12 protein-coding genes are annotated in these 14,871 nt (G+C 56.1%); 5 read left to right on the top strand and 7 right to left on the bottom strand.

All coding sequences use genetic code 11. The features are described 5' to 3' along the window. Positions 1 to 44: 44 nt before the first annotated feature. Both cheR and ACQR3R_RS28480 read right to left on the bottom strand, forming a co-directional pair. On the bottom strand, positions 45 to 872 hold the full coding sequence (gene cheR / locus ACQR3R_RS28485; RefSeq protein WP_428277700.1) for a protein-glutamate O-methyltransferase CheR: 828 nt from the start codon (positions 870 to 872) through the stop codon (positions 45 to 47). 45 nt (positions 873 to 917) lie between these two features. Then, complete coding sequence (locus ACQR3R_RS28480) at positions 918 to 1,850, bottom strand: chemotaxis protein CheW (RefSeq protein WP_428277698.1); 933 nt, start codon at positions 1,848 to 1,850, stop codon at positions 918 to 920. Between the two features lie 210 nt (positions 1,851 to 2,060). Between ACQR3R_RS28480 and flgA the strand changes: the two genes are divergently transcribed. From flgA to ACQR3R_RS28460, 4 genes are all read left to right on the top strand, one after another. Next, positions 2,061 to 2,693 (top strand): flagellar basal body P-ring formation chaperone FlgA, encoded by a 633-nt coding sequence (gene flgA, locus ACQR3R_RS28475; RefSeq protein WP_428278048.1) that lies wholly within the window; start codon positions 2,061 to 2,063, stop codon positions 2,691 to 2,693. Between the two features lie 167 nt (positions 2,694 to 2,860). After that, complete coding sequence (gene flgM, locus ACQR3R_RS28470; protein ID WP_428277696.1) at positions 2,861 to 3,187, top strand: flagellar biosynthesis anti-sigma factor FlgM; 327 nt, start codon at positions 2,861 to 2,863, stop codon at positions 3,185 to 3,187. Between the two features lie 49 nt (positions 3,188 to 3,236). Beyond that, on the top strand, positions 3,237 to 3,704 hold the full coding sequence (locus ACQR3R_RS28465; RefSeq protein WP_428277694.1) for a flagellar export chaperone FlgN: 468 nt from the start codon (positions 3,237 to 3,239) through the stop codon (positions 3,702 to 3,704). A 92-nt stretch (positions 3,705 to 3,796) separates the two neighbouring features. Beyond that, positions 3,797 to 4,543 (top strand): flagellar regulator YcgR PilZN domain-containing protein, encoded by a 747-nt coding sequence (locus ACQR3R_RS28460; RefSeq protein WP_428277692.1) that lies wholly within the window; start codon positions 3,797 to 3,799, stop codon positions 4,541 to 4,543. A 65-nt stretch (positions 4,544 to 4,608) separates the two neighbouring features. Here the strand turns inward: ACQR3R_RS28460 and ACQR3R_RS28455 are convergent, their stop codons facing one another. The 4 genes from ACQR3R_RS28455 to ACQR3R_RS28440 all read right to left on the bottom strand — a co-directional run bounded on the left by ACQR3R_RS28455 (position 4,609) and on the right by ACQR3R_RS28440 (position 9,796). Next, positions 4,609 to 5,991 carry an MFS transporter gene (locus ACQR3R_RS28455; protein WP_428277690.1) on the bottom strand — a complete coding sequence of 461 codons (1,383 nt, stop codon included), beginning with the start codon at positions 5,989 to 5,991 and terminating at the stop codon, positions 4,609 to 4,611. Positions 5,992 to 6,060: 69 nt separating this feature from the next. After that, positions 6,061 to 7,404: a glutamine synthetase family protein gene (locus ACQR3R_RS28450; protein ID WP_428277688.1), complete on the bottom strand. Its 1,344-nt coding sequence runs from the start codon at positions 7,402 to 7,404 to the stop codon at positions 6,061 to 6,063. A 98-nt stretch (positions 7,405 to 7,502) separates the two neighbouring features. Next, on the bottom strand, positions 7,503 to 8,195 hold the full coding sequence (locus ACQR3R_RS28445; RefSeq protein ID WP_428277686.1) for an ATP-binding protein: 693 nt from the start codon (positions 8,193 to 8,195) through the stop codon (positions 7,503 to 7,505). Continuing rightward, complete coding sequence (locus ACQR3R_RS28440) at positions 8,192 to 9,796, bottom strand: response regulator (RefSeq protein ID WP_428277684.1); 1,605 nt, start codon at positions 9,794 to 9,796, stop codon at positions 8,192 to 8,194. The genes ACQR3R_RS28445 and ACQR3R_RS28440 overlap by 4 nt, the downstream gene beginning before the upstream one ends. Positions 9,797 to 10,001: 205 nt before the next feature. Between ACQR3R_RS28440 and ACQR3R_RS28435 the strand changes: the two genes are divergently transcribed. Then, entirely contained in the window at positions 10,002 to 14,135 is a 4,134-nt protein-coding gene (locus tag ACQR3R_RS28435; RefSeq protein ID WP_428277682.1) for a CheR family methyltransferase, read from the top strand. Positions 14,136 to 14,141: 6 nt separating this feature from the next. Here the strand turns inward: ACQR3R_RS28435 and ACQR3R_RS28430 are convergent, their stop codons facing one another. Beyond that, positions 14,142 to 14,624, bottom strand: a complete 483-nt coding sequence (locus tag ACQR3R_RS28430) for a hypothetical protein (protein ID WP_428277680.1) — start codon at positions 14,622 to 14,624, stop codon at positions 14,142 to 14,144. Between the last annotated feature and the right edge of the window lie 247 nt (positions 14,625 to 14,871).

Below are 14,871 nucleotides of genomic sequence, written 5' to 3'. Positions count from 1 at the left end.
AAACGGGAGCCCTGAGGGCTCCCGTTGTTTATGCCGCCGAAAAATTATTTCGCCTGGTAAATGATCCCCGGGCTGCACTGAACCATCTGGTAATGATCCGGCAACCCGTTCAACGCCTCTGAAGCGCCAAGAAACAGATAACCACCCGGTTTGAGCGTGCTGTGGATGCGCAGCAGGATGTCTTTCTTCACCTCAGCGGAAAAGTAGATCAAAACGTTGCGGCAAAACACGATGTCGAATTTGCCAAGGCTCGCGTAGCTGTCCAGCAGGTTGAACGAGCGGAATTCGACACGGCTTTTGATCGGTGCCTTGATCGCCCAGCGTCCCGGCCCCTTCGGGTCGAAATAACGCTGCAGGCGCTCCGGCGACAGGCCACGGCCGATTGCCAGGCTGTCGTACTCACCGGTCTTGCAGTTGTTGAGCATGGTGCCGGACAAATCAGTGGCAACAATCTGCACACCCATCCGCAACTGCCCCATGTTGACCCGCTCGAACTCGTCGATGGACATCGACAGCGAATACGGTTCCTGACCCGAAGAGCATGCCGCCGACCAGATCCGCAACCGTTGGCCGGGGGCGGCCTTGATCGCTTCGGGCAGGACTTTGTTCTTCAGGACTTCAAACGGATACGTGTCTCGAAACCACAGGGTTTCATTGGTGGTCATGGCATCCACTACCTGCTCGCGCAAACCACTGCGCGGTTGGGTCTGGATCCGCTGCACGAGCTCACCCAGGGATTTGATGCCCTGCTGTTCCATCAGCTTGTTGAGACGGCTCGACACCAGGTACTGCTTGTTTTCGCCAAGCAAAATGCCACAGGCTTTTTCCAGAAACACCCGGAACTGTTCGAAATCCAAATTACCCGTAGACAAGATGCCGCCTCTTAAATCGTATTAACCACCAGGGGCAGAAGGCCCCTAGCTGATATCTGCTGCTTTGATCCGGTCGACTACCCGGGATGCCAGGTCATCAGGACGGAATTTGGCAAGGAAGTCATCGGCACCCACCTTCTTGACCATCGCCTGATTGAACACGCCTGATAACGAAGTATGCAGGATGATATGCAGTTTTTGCATACGCGGGTCGTTGCGGATTTCTGCCGTGAGCGTGTAGCCATCCATCTCCGGCATCTCGATGTCGGAGATCATCATCAGGAACTCCTCTTCCGGTTTTTTGCCGTCTTCGACCAGTTTGCGCAGGTAATCCAGCGCTTGCTTGCCGTCGTTCAACGCGACCACTTCAACACCCACGGTTTGCAGGCAACGCGTCACCTGTTTGCGCGCCACGGAGGAGTCATCGACCGTCAGCACACGCAAGGACAGCGCCTTGTGCTGGGTTTCGACATCCACTACACCCACCGAAATCGCTTCCGGAGTGGGCGCAACTTCCGCGAGCACTTTTTCGACATCGATGATTTCGACTAACTGGTTGTCGACTCGCGTCACTGCTGTCAGGTAATGGTCGCGCCCGGTGCCCTTGGGTGGCGGATGGATCTCCTCCCAGTTCATGTTGACGATGCGTTCTACCGAGCGCACCAGGAAACCCTGGGTCTTGGTGTTGTACTCCGTGATGATCACGAAAGGATTGCTTTGATCTTTAAGTGCACCGGAACCGGTTGCCATCGCCAGATCAAGAATCGGAATCGTCGCCCCTCGAATATTCGCCACACCGCACACGACCGGACTGGATTTGGGCATCAACGTCAGCTTGGGGCATTGCAGCACCTCACGGACCTTGAATACGTTGATGCCATAGAGCTGCTGGCCGTCGAGACGGAACAGCAACAGCTCCAGGCGATTTTGCCCAACCAGTTGTGTGCGCTGGTTTACCGAATCCATTACACCAGCCATGCCAAGACTCCTACACCAACGCTAAGGGTGTTGCGACGCACCAGAATCACTAAACGGCACGGCGCTTGCTTTTTAACTCTTATGAACACAGAACCGACATTTTTCCGACGCCTGACATCAAACACTCGCAAATTGCTTTGCGCGGTGTCAGCCGTTTGCCTGTTCAACGCTGGCAGCCCTGCCCTTGCTGACGCGGTTACCTTGCCTGACATGCTTATCGGCGTCACTCAGGGCTTTCTTGAATTCACCGTAGAAGACTATCTGGCTACCAGTCAAACGGAGGGTCGCTACGAAATTCAGGTCAACCAGCTCGATCCGCGACTGCGCATGCCGATGTGCGACAAGGAATTGACAGCCAGCCTCGAAAGCCCGGCAGTGCCGCTGGGACGGGTCACGGTCAAGGTTCGTTGCGAGGGCAGCTCGCCGTGGACGGTGTTCGTGCCCGCTCAAGTCCGCCTGTTTCGCGACATTGTCACCACTACCCGGCCGCTGCGCCGCACCGGTATTGTCGAGCCTGACGATGTCACCCTGCGCGAGCGCGACATTAGTTTGATCAGCCAGGGCTATCTGACATCTCTCGATCAGGCGATAGGGCAAAAACTTACCCGACCAATGGTCGCCGACCAGGTCATTACGCTGGTGAACATCGAACAAGCTGAAGTCATCAGCAAAGGCGATCAGGTTGTGATTACCGCGCGCAGTGGTACGCTCAGCGTGCGTATGCCCGGCGAAGCGCTGTCCAACGGCGGTTTGCGTGAACAGATCCGTGTAAAAAACCTCAACTCCAATCGGGTCATCAAGGCGCAGGTCATCGCGCCCGGACAAGTGGAAGTGGCCATGTAAGCCTCACCGCTCGTGAACATATGGCGCGCCGCCCGGCGGTTGCCTAAACTGTGCCCCATGCAGGAAAAGCACTGGCGCAGGCAGGCTCATTGATAAATGGGCCTAAAGTTTTCGCAGGGATAGCCGAAAACATGGCAAGCGTCCAAATATCCAGAGGTTTTTTGATCATGGTCATTGATTTCAGCCGTTTAAACAGTTCCTCGACACTGACGGGCAGTACGCGTACCAGCGCCAGCAAGGAAACTGCCGAAGCCGGCAAATCCGCAGCACTGGAGGCTCCAGCCGAACAGGCCAGCACCGTCAAAAGCGGGGAATCGGTACACCTCAGCAATGAGGCTCAACAGTTGCAGAAGGTCACTGACAAGCTGCGCGATCAGCCTGCCGTCGACAACGCCCGCGTGGCCGAGTTGAAAGCAGCGATTGCCGATGGCAGCTATAAAGTCGACAGCAACCGTGTAGCCAGCAAACTGCTCAACTTCGAAGCCCAGCGCTAGGCCCAAGGCCTGCGCCAGGCTTTTGGACGCTTAAAACCCAAGGCCAGCCATGCACGACACTAATCTACTGCAACTGATCACCGACGACTTTGCTCCAGCGCAACAGTTGCTGGAATTACTGCAAACCGAATCCATCGCCTTGCACGGTCGCGACATGCCGCTGCTCGAAGAAATTCTGGCGCGCAAACAGGCGTTGATCATTCTGCTTGAACAGCATGGCCGCAAGCGCAGCGAAATTCTCGCCAGCCTCAATCTGCCGACCAACCGTAATGGCCTGGAGCAACTTGCCAGCCAGTCGAGCGTGGGTGCCGATCTGCTGGCGCAAAGCGATGTGCTGACTGACCTTTTGGCACAATGCCAAGCGACCAACGTCAGCAATGGTCAGTCAATTTTGGTGCAGCAGGCCGCCACGGCCAATCAGTTGAAGATCCTCACCGGCGGTGAACCGCCAGCACTTTATGATGCGCGCGGTTCAACCGCCAAGCTTGCGAAGCCGCGTCCACTCAGTCAGGCTTAAGCCCGCAATCACGCACGCACTATCAAGACGCGCAACATGCTGGCAATATGCTGGCCAGTCATAGTCATATTTTGTCTGGAGATTGATTAACCGTGTTCAATGCCTTAAGCGCGGAAGATGCTCCGCAGCCACCCAAGGTGCTCACCACGCCCCTGGAAATCTCCGGCACCCTGCGCCAGCTGCAAGAAAGCCATGATCCGCTGATCATCACGTTCCATGAACGTACCCAGCGTTTCCAGAGCTATCTGGTGGACATCGACCGTGACAGCGCCACAATTGTTCTGGACGAAATGATCCCCAGCGACGGCGAACGCTTTCTGCTGGCCGGCGAGCCGTTCCGGGTCGAAGGTTTCCATGAGGGCGTGCGCATTGCCTGGGAAAGCAACGGAGCGATGACTGTCGACGATTCCGATGGCGGGCGTTGCTACCGTGGCGCCATGCCCACCGAAGTTGTGTATCACCAGCGCCGTAATGCCTTCCGTGCCGCGTTGAAACTGGCGCAACTGGTGAATGTCGATCTGGATGGCGAGAAGCTCAAGGCTCCCATCAGCGGCAAGCTGCTGGACATCTCGGCTACCGGTTGCAAGCTGCGGTTTGAAGGCGACATCACCGACAGCCTGCAACTGGGCCAGGTGTACGATCGCTTCGCCGCCGCCCTGCCCTTTGGCAGCATGACCGCGCCGGTTGAATTGCGTTACCTGCATTTTGAAGAAAAAATCGCCACGACCTTCGCCGGTGTCCGCTTTCATAACATGAGCGGGCTGGTGCAGCGTCAGGTCGAGCGATTCGTTTATCAGCTTCAGCGCGAGGCGCGTCGTTTTGATAAGGACGACATGTAACACACCGCCTCAATAAAAAACGGGCAGCCCCTTGCGGTGGCTGCCCGTTTTTTTATGCCCGACTGTTAAGGCCTGGCCTCGGTAAAACTCTGCTCGCGAGGCGCGTCAGGATCTTCCGGTGTCGGCTCGGTCTCAGCCTCCGGGCCAGCCTCGGGCTCGGGCTCGGGAGGTGGCTCGGGATTGATCGGATTCTGCATCTGTTCCTGCACCACTTGCTCATCGACACGCGGGTCAAGCGCAGCAACCAGCGGTGAGCTCGACATGCTGTCCGGCATGGCCACGTGATGCAACGGAGCATCGTCTACCTGGTGCAGATTGGTCACCGCTTTCGGGCGAATTCGCCACACCAGCACCAACGCGAAGAAACTGAAAAACGCATACAGCATATGACTGCCAAACAGTTTCATCAGTACCCCGGCCACCAGCGGCCCGATACTCGCCCCCACGCCGTAAGTCACCAACAACATGGCCGTCAGCGACACCCGACGATCGCCTTCGACGTGGTCATTGGAAAATGCAACCGCCAAGGGATACAGGCAGAACTGCACCAACGAGCAGAAGAACCCGGCAATGAACAGCACTTCCAGAGGCACTTGCGTCATGATCGCCAGCGGCAGTGCAGCCAACGCCAGGCTGAATGCAAAGCAGCGAATCAACAATGCGCGATCATAACGATCAGACAACCAGCCCAACGGCCACTGCACCAGCAGTCCGGCAAAGATGCAGCTACCCATGAACAGACCGACCTGCTCGGTAGACAGCCCCTGCTGGGACGCATACAGCGGCGCCAAACCGTAGAACGAACCAACGATCAGCCCGGCCCCCAGCACCGTGCTCAGCGACTGCGGCACACGCTTGATGAAGAACCGCGGCTCCATTGGCGCAGGGTGTAATGGCGCAGGGTGGATCCTTCGGGTCAGGGCGACCGGCACCAGGCACAAAGCGAAGCACAGGGCGACCAGCATCAACAGTTCAAGACCCAACGCCGGGTGCATGACCAATATCAGCTGCCCCAACACCAGCCCCAGATACGAAGCGATCATGTAGCCGCTGAACACCATGCCGCGCTGTTTCGCTTCGGCCTGCTCGTTGAGCCAGCTCTCGATGACCATGTACTGGCACATCATGCCCAAGCCAACGATCACCCGCAGGAACAACCAGGCCGGCAGCCAGTTGATCAATCCATGGCCCAATACCGCCGCACCGACAATCCCGGCACACGTGGCATAGGCCCGAATGTGCCCGACCCGCGCGATCAGCCTGTGGCCAATCTTGCCGCCCAGCACCAGGCCAAAATAGTTAGCCGCCATCAGGGCGCCCACCCACAGGCTGTCGACATTATCGGCAGCCAGGCGCAGGCCCAAATATGTACTCAGCAGGCCAGAGCCGATCAACATCATCAGCGAGGCGAAATACAGGGCTCGAAAGGATTTCCAGATTTGGCGCATCGGCGTTCCGAGCGGCTCCTTGAAGTAAGAATCGGACTGTCTGAAAGATAGTCCGATGGCGACGATTCGTCAGGCCTGGGCTGCTAGAACACGCCGTTCCCAGGGAGTAATTTCATCAAAGAAGCTGGTCAACTCCATGGTCTTCGAAGCGATGTAACCTTCGATGAACTCCTCGCCGAACAGTTCCTTCGCCAATTGGCTACGTTTCAGACGCTCAAGAGCGGCATGCAGGGTACACGGCAATGAAAGATTATCCGGCACCTCGAATTCGCCTTGAATGGCCTCGCTCGGTTCCAATTGATTGACGATGCCGTACAGCCCTGCAGCCAAGCTTGCGGCAATGGCCAGATACGGGTTTGCATCAGCGCCCGGCAAGCGGTTTTCAACCCGGCGAGCGACCGGCGAACTGGCAGGAATGCGCAAGCCCGCCGCACGGTTATCATGCGACCAGCAGGCATTATTCGGCGACGCGAACGGATGGCATAAGCGCTGATAAGAGTTAACGTTGGGCGCAAACAGCGCGGTGAAATCGGCCATCGCAGCCTGCTGTCCACCAATGAAGTGGCGGAAGGTAGCGGTGGGTTCGCCGTTCTCGCTGCTGAACACGTTTCGTCCGGTGCCGATATCGACGATGCTCTGATGGATGTGCATCGAACTGCCCGGCGTGTGCGCGAGCGGCTTGGCCATGCAGACCACTGTCAGCCCATGCTTGAGCGCAACCTCTTTCAGCAGGTGTTTGAACAGGAATGTCTGGTCGGCCAACAGCAAGGGATCGCCGTGCAGCAAGTTGATTTCGAACTGGCTGACGCCCATTTCATGCATGAACGTATCGCGCGGCAGCCCGAGCGCTGCCATGCATTCATAGACTTCACTGAAGAAGGGTCGCAAGCCGTTATTGGAACTGACACTGAACGCTGAATGCCCATCCTCGCGTCGACCGTCCAGGCCCACGGGCGGCTTGAAGGCTTGAGTCGGATCAGGATTGGGCGCGAGTACAAAGAACTCCAGCTCGGTTGCAACCACAGGCGCCAAACCGAGGGCTGTGTAACGCGCAATGACACTCTTCAGTTGGCCGCGAGTCGACAAGCTTGAGCTTTCGCCCGTCAGCTCATCCGCATCGCAAATGGCGAACGCTCGCGGGTGCTTGCTCCAGGGCAAGCGGTGGATCTGTGCGGGATCGGCCACCAGCGCGAGATCACCATCATCGCTGCCGTAGAAACGCGGCGCCGGGTAGCCACCCATAATGCATTGCAGCAGCACACCCCGCGCCATCTGCAAACGCCGCCCTTCCAGAAACCCCTCAGCGGTCATTACTTTGCCGCGCGGCACACCGTTCAGGTCCGGCGTGACACATTCAATCTCATCAATGCCCGTCAATCGCTGTGCGAGTGAGCGCTGGCCATCGGTTGTCATGACGCAATCCTTGTTGTTGTACGAGCCACTAACGGCAACCCGTACAAAATAGGCTTCACCTGTTCGGAATATCAAGCAGTCGCGACGAAAACAACCCTTCAGGGAAGGTAAAGGCTGAACACGCCGCCGCCCAAAGGCCCGCCATTACTTATTTCAGTGTGGCCGCCTACGCCATTGCGTTGATGCAACGCGGCGATCCGCCCAGCGAAATAAAGGCCCAGTCCGGTGCTGCCGCTGCTGTGGTTGATGCCTTGGACATAATCGGCCTGACGCTCGATCATGGCTTGCGGGAACCCCTCGCCATCGTCGTTGATGGTGAGCACCAGTTGCCCGGCGTTATCGCTGACACTGATCAACACCGCATTGCGGGCGTAGCGAATGGCGTTATTAATGCTGTTGGCCAGCACCGAGGCGATCAACTCGCGGTCGAAGAATCCCAGTGGACTCAACGGGTCTACTTCATAGGTCGCCATGATGCCTCGACTGGCAAAAACGTCCTGATGGCACGCCAGTTGTGCCTCGATGAAATCATCCAGCTCGTGATAAGCCGGCTGCAACGGCATCTGGTTTACACCCAGTTTGTACAACCCCAGCAGTTGCACCAGCATGCCGTTGAGGTGCGCGAACTCGAAGCCGATCACGCCTTGCTCCGGTGTGTGTTGGGCGGTGTCGGGCAAACGCGCCAGCCATTGGCCGTGGGCCTGCATCAACAAGGCCAGGGAGTTCTTCATATCGTGCACGGTGGAGGCAATCACCGTGGAAAAGTCCAGTGCCGGGTCGTCTTGGTTCATGCGCCGAACGCCTTGATCTTCAGTTTTTGATAGCGCGGATGACGCGCGTCAGTGTCAGGCATCATGCCCACCATTTTCAGACAGGCTCGACATTCATCGAGCTCGGCAGAGGGCACGCTGGTATCAGTGCCATGCAGCAGTGACTGGGCCATGTTCAAGGCGATGCTGATATTCTTCGGCTGCAACGCCAGCGCTTTTCGAAACACATTGCGGGCCTCCACCAGATCGCCAGTCTTGTAAACGCGCACACCCTGGCGATTGAGGTCGGCTGCAACGCTGCCGGAATTGAGAATGGCTGGGTCGTCCGTCAACTTCGCGATGCCTTGCATCACGACAGGATCGTCACCGTAGATTTCGGCACAGTTTTTCAACATCGACGCGCCGGCACTCGCCTGCCCCAACTGTTGCAGCTGCTTGGCAACCAGCAGCGCCGCTTCGGCGCTCATGAATTGCTCCATTCCATCCAGACGCAGCATCGCCTGCTCAGTCAGCTTTTCGGCCGTTTCGGCATCGTTCAGCAGCAGGCTAGTGGCTTTCATCAGCCGCGCACGAATCTGCAGGCCCGGATCGGTAGGGTTTTCCTTGGCCACCGCGCTCAACGTAGTGTTGATTTCCAGACGGGTGCGGGTATCCAGCCCTCTATCGCTGCCCTTACTGATCAGTGCGTGAGCCAGCCCCAAGTTACTTTCCGCATCTTTGAATCGCGATTGAGCCCCTTGGGAAACTGCCTGACGATAGGCTTTGGAGGCGGTGTCGAAATCTTCGTTGGCCATCGCCAGCTTACCGAGCAACGCCTGGCGCCGTACCGCCAGCGGCGACAAGCGAATAGCCTCTTCCAGAATGTTCTGCGCCGCTTTGGTGTCACCTTCTGAAACCAGTACATCGGCCATGCCATCGTAGAGCGCCGGCATCATCGGGAACACTTTCAACGCTTTCTCGTAAACACCTTTGGCCTGAGCGACCTGGCCACGTTTAAACAGCAATTTGCCCAACCCTGCGAACGCCCAAGGCAAAGGCCGGTCGGCGATGATGCTGTCATAAAGACGCTCCAGCGCTTCGTTCTGATTCAGGTCACGCAACGCGTCAGCCCGATAGCGCAGACACAACGGTGAGTAACGGATGTCTTGCTTGCACAGCGCAATACAGGCATTCAGCACTTCAACCGGTTTACCACGATCGAGGGCTTGCAGAATTGGCTTGAGCAAGGTCTTGCGCTGCTCCAGTCGCTCCAGGCGCTGCGCCAGGCCGGAACGGTTGAACGGCTTGGTCAGGTAGGCATCAGGTTCATGCTCCAATGCGCTGAGGACCATGGCCTGGCTGGTTTCAGCCGTCACCATGACAAACACACTTTCATGGCTGATCAGTTTCTCCAGCATCAGGTCTTCCAGCACCTGCTGACCGTTCTTCTTGCCGTCGCCCAGATGGAAATCCTGCAGGATGAAATCGTAGGATTTCTGCGAACACATGCGCAGCGCCTGCTCACCGCTGTCGGCGGTGTCCACTTCTTTCACCCCAAGCTCACGCAACATGGACCTGACGGAACTGCGGAAATCCGAAAAATCATCGACGATCAGAAAACGCTTTTGGTGATACGACAGCATCGAGGATTTCCAGGCAATTTAAGAAGAGTACCGTGATCGTTCGGGTTATCGGCCAGTACTGGCGTTCCCTTGAGCTTTTGCACTCGCGGGTAACGGTTAAATATTTGAACGTGTTATTGAAAAACGGGATTATCCTGATTCACCGATGCGTCTTTCTATCGTTCTTAGTTGATCGCATTTCCAGCCGCCGACAAAGGCAGAAGTTATGAACTCCCCTTCCAACCATCCAGCCACTTGCGATCGTGAAAATCTGAGCGCCAGTACGCTGGATTTTCCAGTGGTGGGCATTGGCGCCTCGGCGGGCGGACTGCAAGCACTTCGGCTGTTCTTTGAAAACATGCCTCAAGAAAACGGCATGGCCTTTGTGATCATTCTTCACCTGTCACCCGACCACGAAAGCATCGCGGACAAGATCATCCAGGAATCGACAAAGATGCCGGTTCTGCAGGTCAATCAAACGGTGCCTATCGAAAAAAACCGGGTGTACGTCATATCACCAGGGCAGCGGCTCGCGATGAATGATGGCGTGCTGCAGGTCAGCCCGACAGACCCGCGTGATGGCCGTCATGCCTCGATCGATCTGTTTTTCAGGGATCTGGCGGTCGTCCACCGCGAACGCGCGTTTTGCCTGGTGCTGTCTGGTACTGGCTCGGATGGCGCTGTCGGTTTGTCACGCATCAAGGAACAGGGGGGGATTACGCTGGCCCAGGCCCCGGAAGACGCTGAGTTCGATGGCATGCCATGCGCAGCGATTGAAACGCACATGGTCGACTTTGTATTGCCGGTAGTGGACATGCCGCAAAAGCTGTTGGAGTTGTGGCGCAATACGCAGGACATTCGCCTACCGACCGCGGCCGAACCTGAACCCAAAAATATCGAAGCGATATCCGAGCGCGAAGCAGCCGTCAACGAACAACTGCTACATGATGTGCTGATCCTGTTACGCACCGGCACCGGCCATGATTTCAAACATTACAAACGCGCAACCGTACTACGCCGCATCGAACGCCGGATGCAAGTGACGGCGCAGTCAGATCTGAAAGCCTATTACCTGTATCTTCAAAACAACCCGGAAGAAACCAAGGCACTCCTGGGAGACATGCTGATTGGTGTGACAAATTTCTTTCGGGACCGTGAGGCTTTCGAGGCACTGGAACGCGATGTTCTGCCGCAACTGGTCAGCGCCGCAATATCTTCGGAACCGGAGAAGGAAGAAATCCGGGTGTGGTCGGCCGGTTGTTCTACGGGTGAAGAAGCCTACAGCCTGGCGATGCTGCTGACCGATCAACTGCAACAGGACAGCAGTAGCGCCTCGCTGCAATTGTTTGCCACCGACATCGACGAGCGCGCTATCAGCGTCGGCCGCAGCGGACTTTACCCTCAAGCGATCATTACCGATGTGCCTCCGACACGGCTGCGCCATTACTTCATCAAAGAGAACGAGCACTACCGAATCCGCAAGGAAATCCGAGAGCGCGTGCTGTTTGCCAAACACAGTTTGTTGTCCGATCCGCCATTCTCACAGATCGACCTGATTGTTTGCCGCAATCTGCTGATTTATCTGGATCGTGAAGTTCAACGCGAAATTCTACAGATGTTCCACTTCGCGTTGCGTCCAGGTGGGTTCCTGTTCCTGGGCTCTTCCGAAAGCGCAGACGCCTGCCATGAATTGTTCGCCCCGATAGATAAACGTAACCGGATCTTCCGCGCCAAGACTGGCACGGCCAACAGCCGCCGCACACCAACAATGCCCCGCGGCGGCTATGTGCGCAGCAACATTTCACGCGAGGCCCCGCAAAGTAGCGTGCAACGCAAGTTGTCATTCGCCGACATTCATCAGCGAGCCCTGGAACAGAGCGCATCGCCGAGTGTAATCGTCGATTCCAATGCCGACATCCTGCACATGAGCGAAAGCGCAGCACGCTTCTTGCGTCACGTGGGTGGTGAGCTGTCGCGTAATCTATTGACGCTGATACTTCCAGAACTGCGGCTGGAACTTCGCACCACATTGTTTCAGGTCCAGCAAAGCGGTTTGTCGGTTAAATCGCGCGATGTGCCGATCAAACGAGGAGAGCGCAGCTATTTGATTGACCTGGTCGCTCACGCCTACAAGGAGGGCGACTCGGACGGTGACTACGTGCTGGTGATTTTTGAAGAAGTTGAAGTCGATCCAACGGAGTTGACTGCCACTACCGTGCTGCAAACGGAAGATCAGGTGCTGGCCAATCTGGAGCGCGAACTGCAACGAACCAAGTTGCACTTGCAGGACACTGTCGAACAATCGGAAGTCTCTAGCGAAGAGCTCAAGGCCTCCAACGAAGAAATGCAGGCCATTAACGAAGAACTACGATCAGCCACTGAAGAGCTGGAAACCAGTAAGGAAGAGCTGCAGTCGATCAACGAAGAACTATTGACGGTTAACTTCGAGCTAAAAACCAAGGTTGAAGAAACCGACAAGATCAACGATTACCTGACCAACCTGATCGCCTCTACCGACATCGCCACGGTGTTCGTTGATCGCAGCATGCGCATCAAGTGGTTCACGCCTCGCGCCACCGAAATCTTCAGCATGTTGCCGGTGGATACCGGCCGCTCCCTGCTTGATATTACTCACCGCTTGATTTACGAAAATCTTGCAAGTGATGCGGCACAGGTTTTTGAATCGCTGAACATGATCGAACGTGAAGTCAGCAGAACCGAGAACCGTTGGTACATAGCCCGCCTGCTGCCTTATCGCTCGAGCGAAGATCACATCGACGGCACAGTGCTCACCTTTATCGACATTACCAAGCGTCGTGCGGCGGAAGAGGAACTGCGTCTGGGCGAAGAACGCATGCGCCTGGTTGCCGAAAGTACCCGCGACTACGCGATTATCACGCTCGACGAATCAGGTCTGATAACCAGCTGGAACAAAGGCGCGGAGTTGATATTCGGCTACAGCAAAAACGAAGCAGAAGGGTCGTACTACGACTTTATTTTCTCTGCGCAGGATCGTGCGTCTGGAGCGCCTGAAGCAGAACTGCTGGAGGTTCGTACAAAGGGTCGACGTGAGGATGAGCGCTGGCACTTGCGCAAGGATGGGAGCCGCTTCTTCTGCAGCGGCGAAGTGACCTTGTTAAGCGGTGACACGCTGAAAGGCTATGTGAAAATCGCCAGGGACCTGACGGGCCACAAACGCCAGCATGAGGAACAAAGCCAACAATTGGCCGAGACGCGTAATACAAATTACCTCAAGGATGAGTTCTTTGCGGTGATGTCCCACGAGCTCAAGCACCCATTGAATCTGATTCAACTGAACGCGGAGTTGCTCCGCCGTTTACCCATCACCAAATCGGTGGCACCGGCAGCTAAGGCCGTGAATACAATCTGCGATGCAGTAACCAGTCAGGCAAGGATTATTGATGACTTGCTGGATGTCGCCCGGGTTCGAACTGGCAAGCTCAAATTGCAACCGGTTGCGGTAGATTTCAACAGCGTGCTGCGTGAGATTCACAGTGTCGTACTTAATAACCAGCATGATGTTGTGGTTGAGCTCGTAGTGCCTTCCAATACTTTGATGGTCCACGCAGACCCGACGCGGCTGGAGCAGATCATCTGGAACCTGGTGAACAATGCGTTGAAATTCACTCAGCCCAAGGGTTGTGTGCAATTGATCATGAGCCAGGTGGGGGAAATGGCTCGGCTCGATGTGAAAGACAATGGCGCTGGCATCGCTCCTGATAACCTGGAGCATGTTTTCGACCTGTTTGGTCAGGCTGAAAAGCAGCATGCGGCGCACAACAGGGAAGGTTTGGGGATCGGCCTTTCACTTGTCCGTCAGTTGACCGAAGCTCAGGGTGGTACCGTTGAGGTCAGCTCGGCAGGTGTAGGAGCGGGCTGCACATTTACTGTTTATCTGCCACTGACCGGAACTGAAAGTGAGGCTGGGTCACTCGCCCGCATAGACGACGCAACAGGACGATTGAGCGGCCTGACAATCCTGTTGGTGGACGATTCTCTTGAAGTATTGGAAACACTTAAAATGTTATTGGAAATGGAGGATGCGCAAGTGATCGCATTCGACCGCCCGGCAGAGGCTTTGGACGCGGCTAAGAGCATGCGCTTCGATTTGATTATCTCGGATTTGGGTATGCCGGTTATGACCGGTCACGAGCTGATGAGTGCGTTACGCGAGTTGCCGCTGGTCAAGGATGTTCCGGCAATAGCGCTCACCGGTTATGGGGCAAACAGTGATATTCAGAAGTCCCGGCAATCGGGATTTGATCAACACCTCGGCAAGCCCGTTTCTTATGACAACCTGATTGAAACGATCGAGTCGTTGCGCCGTCCTCAGTCCTGACCTAAATCAGCTCATATAGGCGCGCTGGACAAAAGCGCGTCTATCTATAGCCTGTCTCAAGCGCTCTTTGTGCTCAGCCCAAGCGTTAGGGTCGACTTTAGTTAAGCGCATTAGCGAAAGCATGGCGGTCTTGGCTGCGAGGTACTCAGCCCATGCATCGTCAACCCTGAGCTTAAGCCGTTCCCGATCAGTCATTTCCATGCGCCGCAGTGCCAGAACTGACTCATCCGTAATAACCGGCCCAAGCGTTATCTGCACGCGGTGGGGCGCTATAAACGCCTGGCTATCTGCAACAATTTGCCTTGCCCGCTGCATACCCCACTTCAGTGCCTCGCAGTAATGCCCGTCAGTGCTGCGGTCGTGAAACTCCTCACAAATCGACCAGCCGCTAACCCCATAAACGCCAACGAATACTTCGATAATCCTCTCAAGACTCACGCGGGCTTGTACCTCTATTTGCAACCCATCATTTAGCACTTCTTCATGCATATGGAGGGGCAATCGCGCGTTTGTCCATAACCAGAATTGAGCGCCTCTTCGTCGCATCGCGTTCGCTCCCTGAGATGTCCAAAGAGTAAGGCACAGCACTCAAAGACTCGCCAATGCACGTCGTCGGCCTATGACCAAAGACGCCCACTTTCCTGCGGGCAAAACAAAACCCCAACTGCTTTCGCAATTGGGGTTTCGGAATTTAATCTTGACGATGACCTACTCTCACATGGGGAAACCCCACACT

The organism is Gordonia sp. IEGM753, from assembly GCF_050321825.1.
Classification (GTDB): Bacteria; Pseudomonadota; Gammaproteobacteria; order Pseudomonadales; family Pseudomonadaceae; genus Aquipseudomonas.
Note: the sequence above shows the minus strand (reverse complement) of the source record. Positions and strands in the feature narration are given on the sequence as shown.

Coding starts and splice junctions, on each gene's coding strand:
- ACQR3R_RS28435 (WP_428277682.1), top strand. CDS start 10,002: ATGAACTCCCCTTCCAACCATCCAGCCACTTGCGATCGTGAAAATCTG.
- flgM (WP_428277696.1), top strand. CDS start 2,861: ATGGTCATTGATTTCAGCCGTTTAAACAGTTCCTCGACACTGACGGGC.
- ACQR3R_RS28445 (WP_428277686.1), bottom strand. CDS start 8,195: ATGAACCAAGACGACCCGGCACTGGACTTTTCCACGGTGATTGCCTCC.
- ACQR3R_RS28430 (WP_428277680.1), bottom strand. CDS start 14,624: ATGCATGAAGAAGTGCTAAATGATGGGTTGCAAATAGAGGTACAAGCC.
- ACQR3R_RS28480 (WP_428277698.1), bottom strand. CDS start 1,850: ATGGCTGGTGTAATGGATTCGGTAAACCAGCGCACACAACTGGTTGGG.
- ACQR3R_RS28450 (WP_428277688.1), bottom strand. CDS start 7,404: ATGACAACCGATGGCCAGCGCTCACTCGCACAGCGATTGACGGGCATT.
- ACQR3R_RS28465 (WP_428277694.1), top strand. CDS start 3,237: ATGCACGACACTAATCTACTGCAACTGATCACCGACGACTTTGCTCCA.
- flgA (WP_428278048.1), top strand. CDS start 2,061: ATGCTTATCGGCGTCACTCAGGGCTTTCTTGAATTCACCGTAGAAGAC.
- ACQR3R_RS28455 (WP_428277690.1), bottom strand. CDS start 5,991: ATGCGCCAAATCTGGAAATCCTTTCGAGCCCTGTATTTCGCCTCGCTG.
- ACQR3R_RS28440 (WP_428277684.1), bottom strand. CDS start 9,796: ATGCTGTCGTATCACCAAAAGCGTTTTCTGATCGTCGATGATTTTTCG.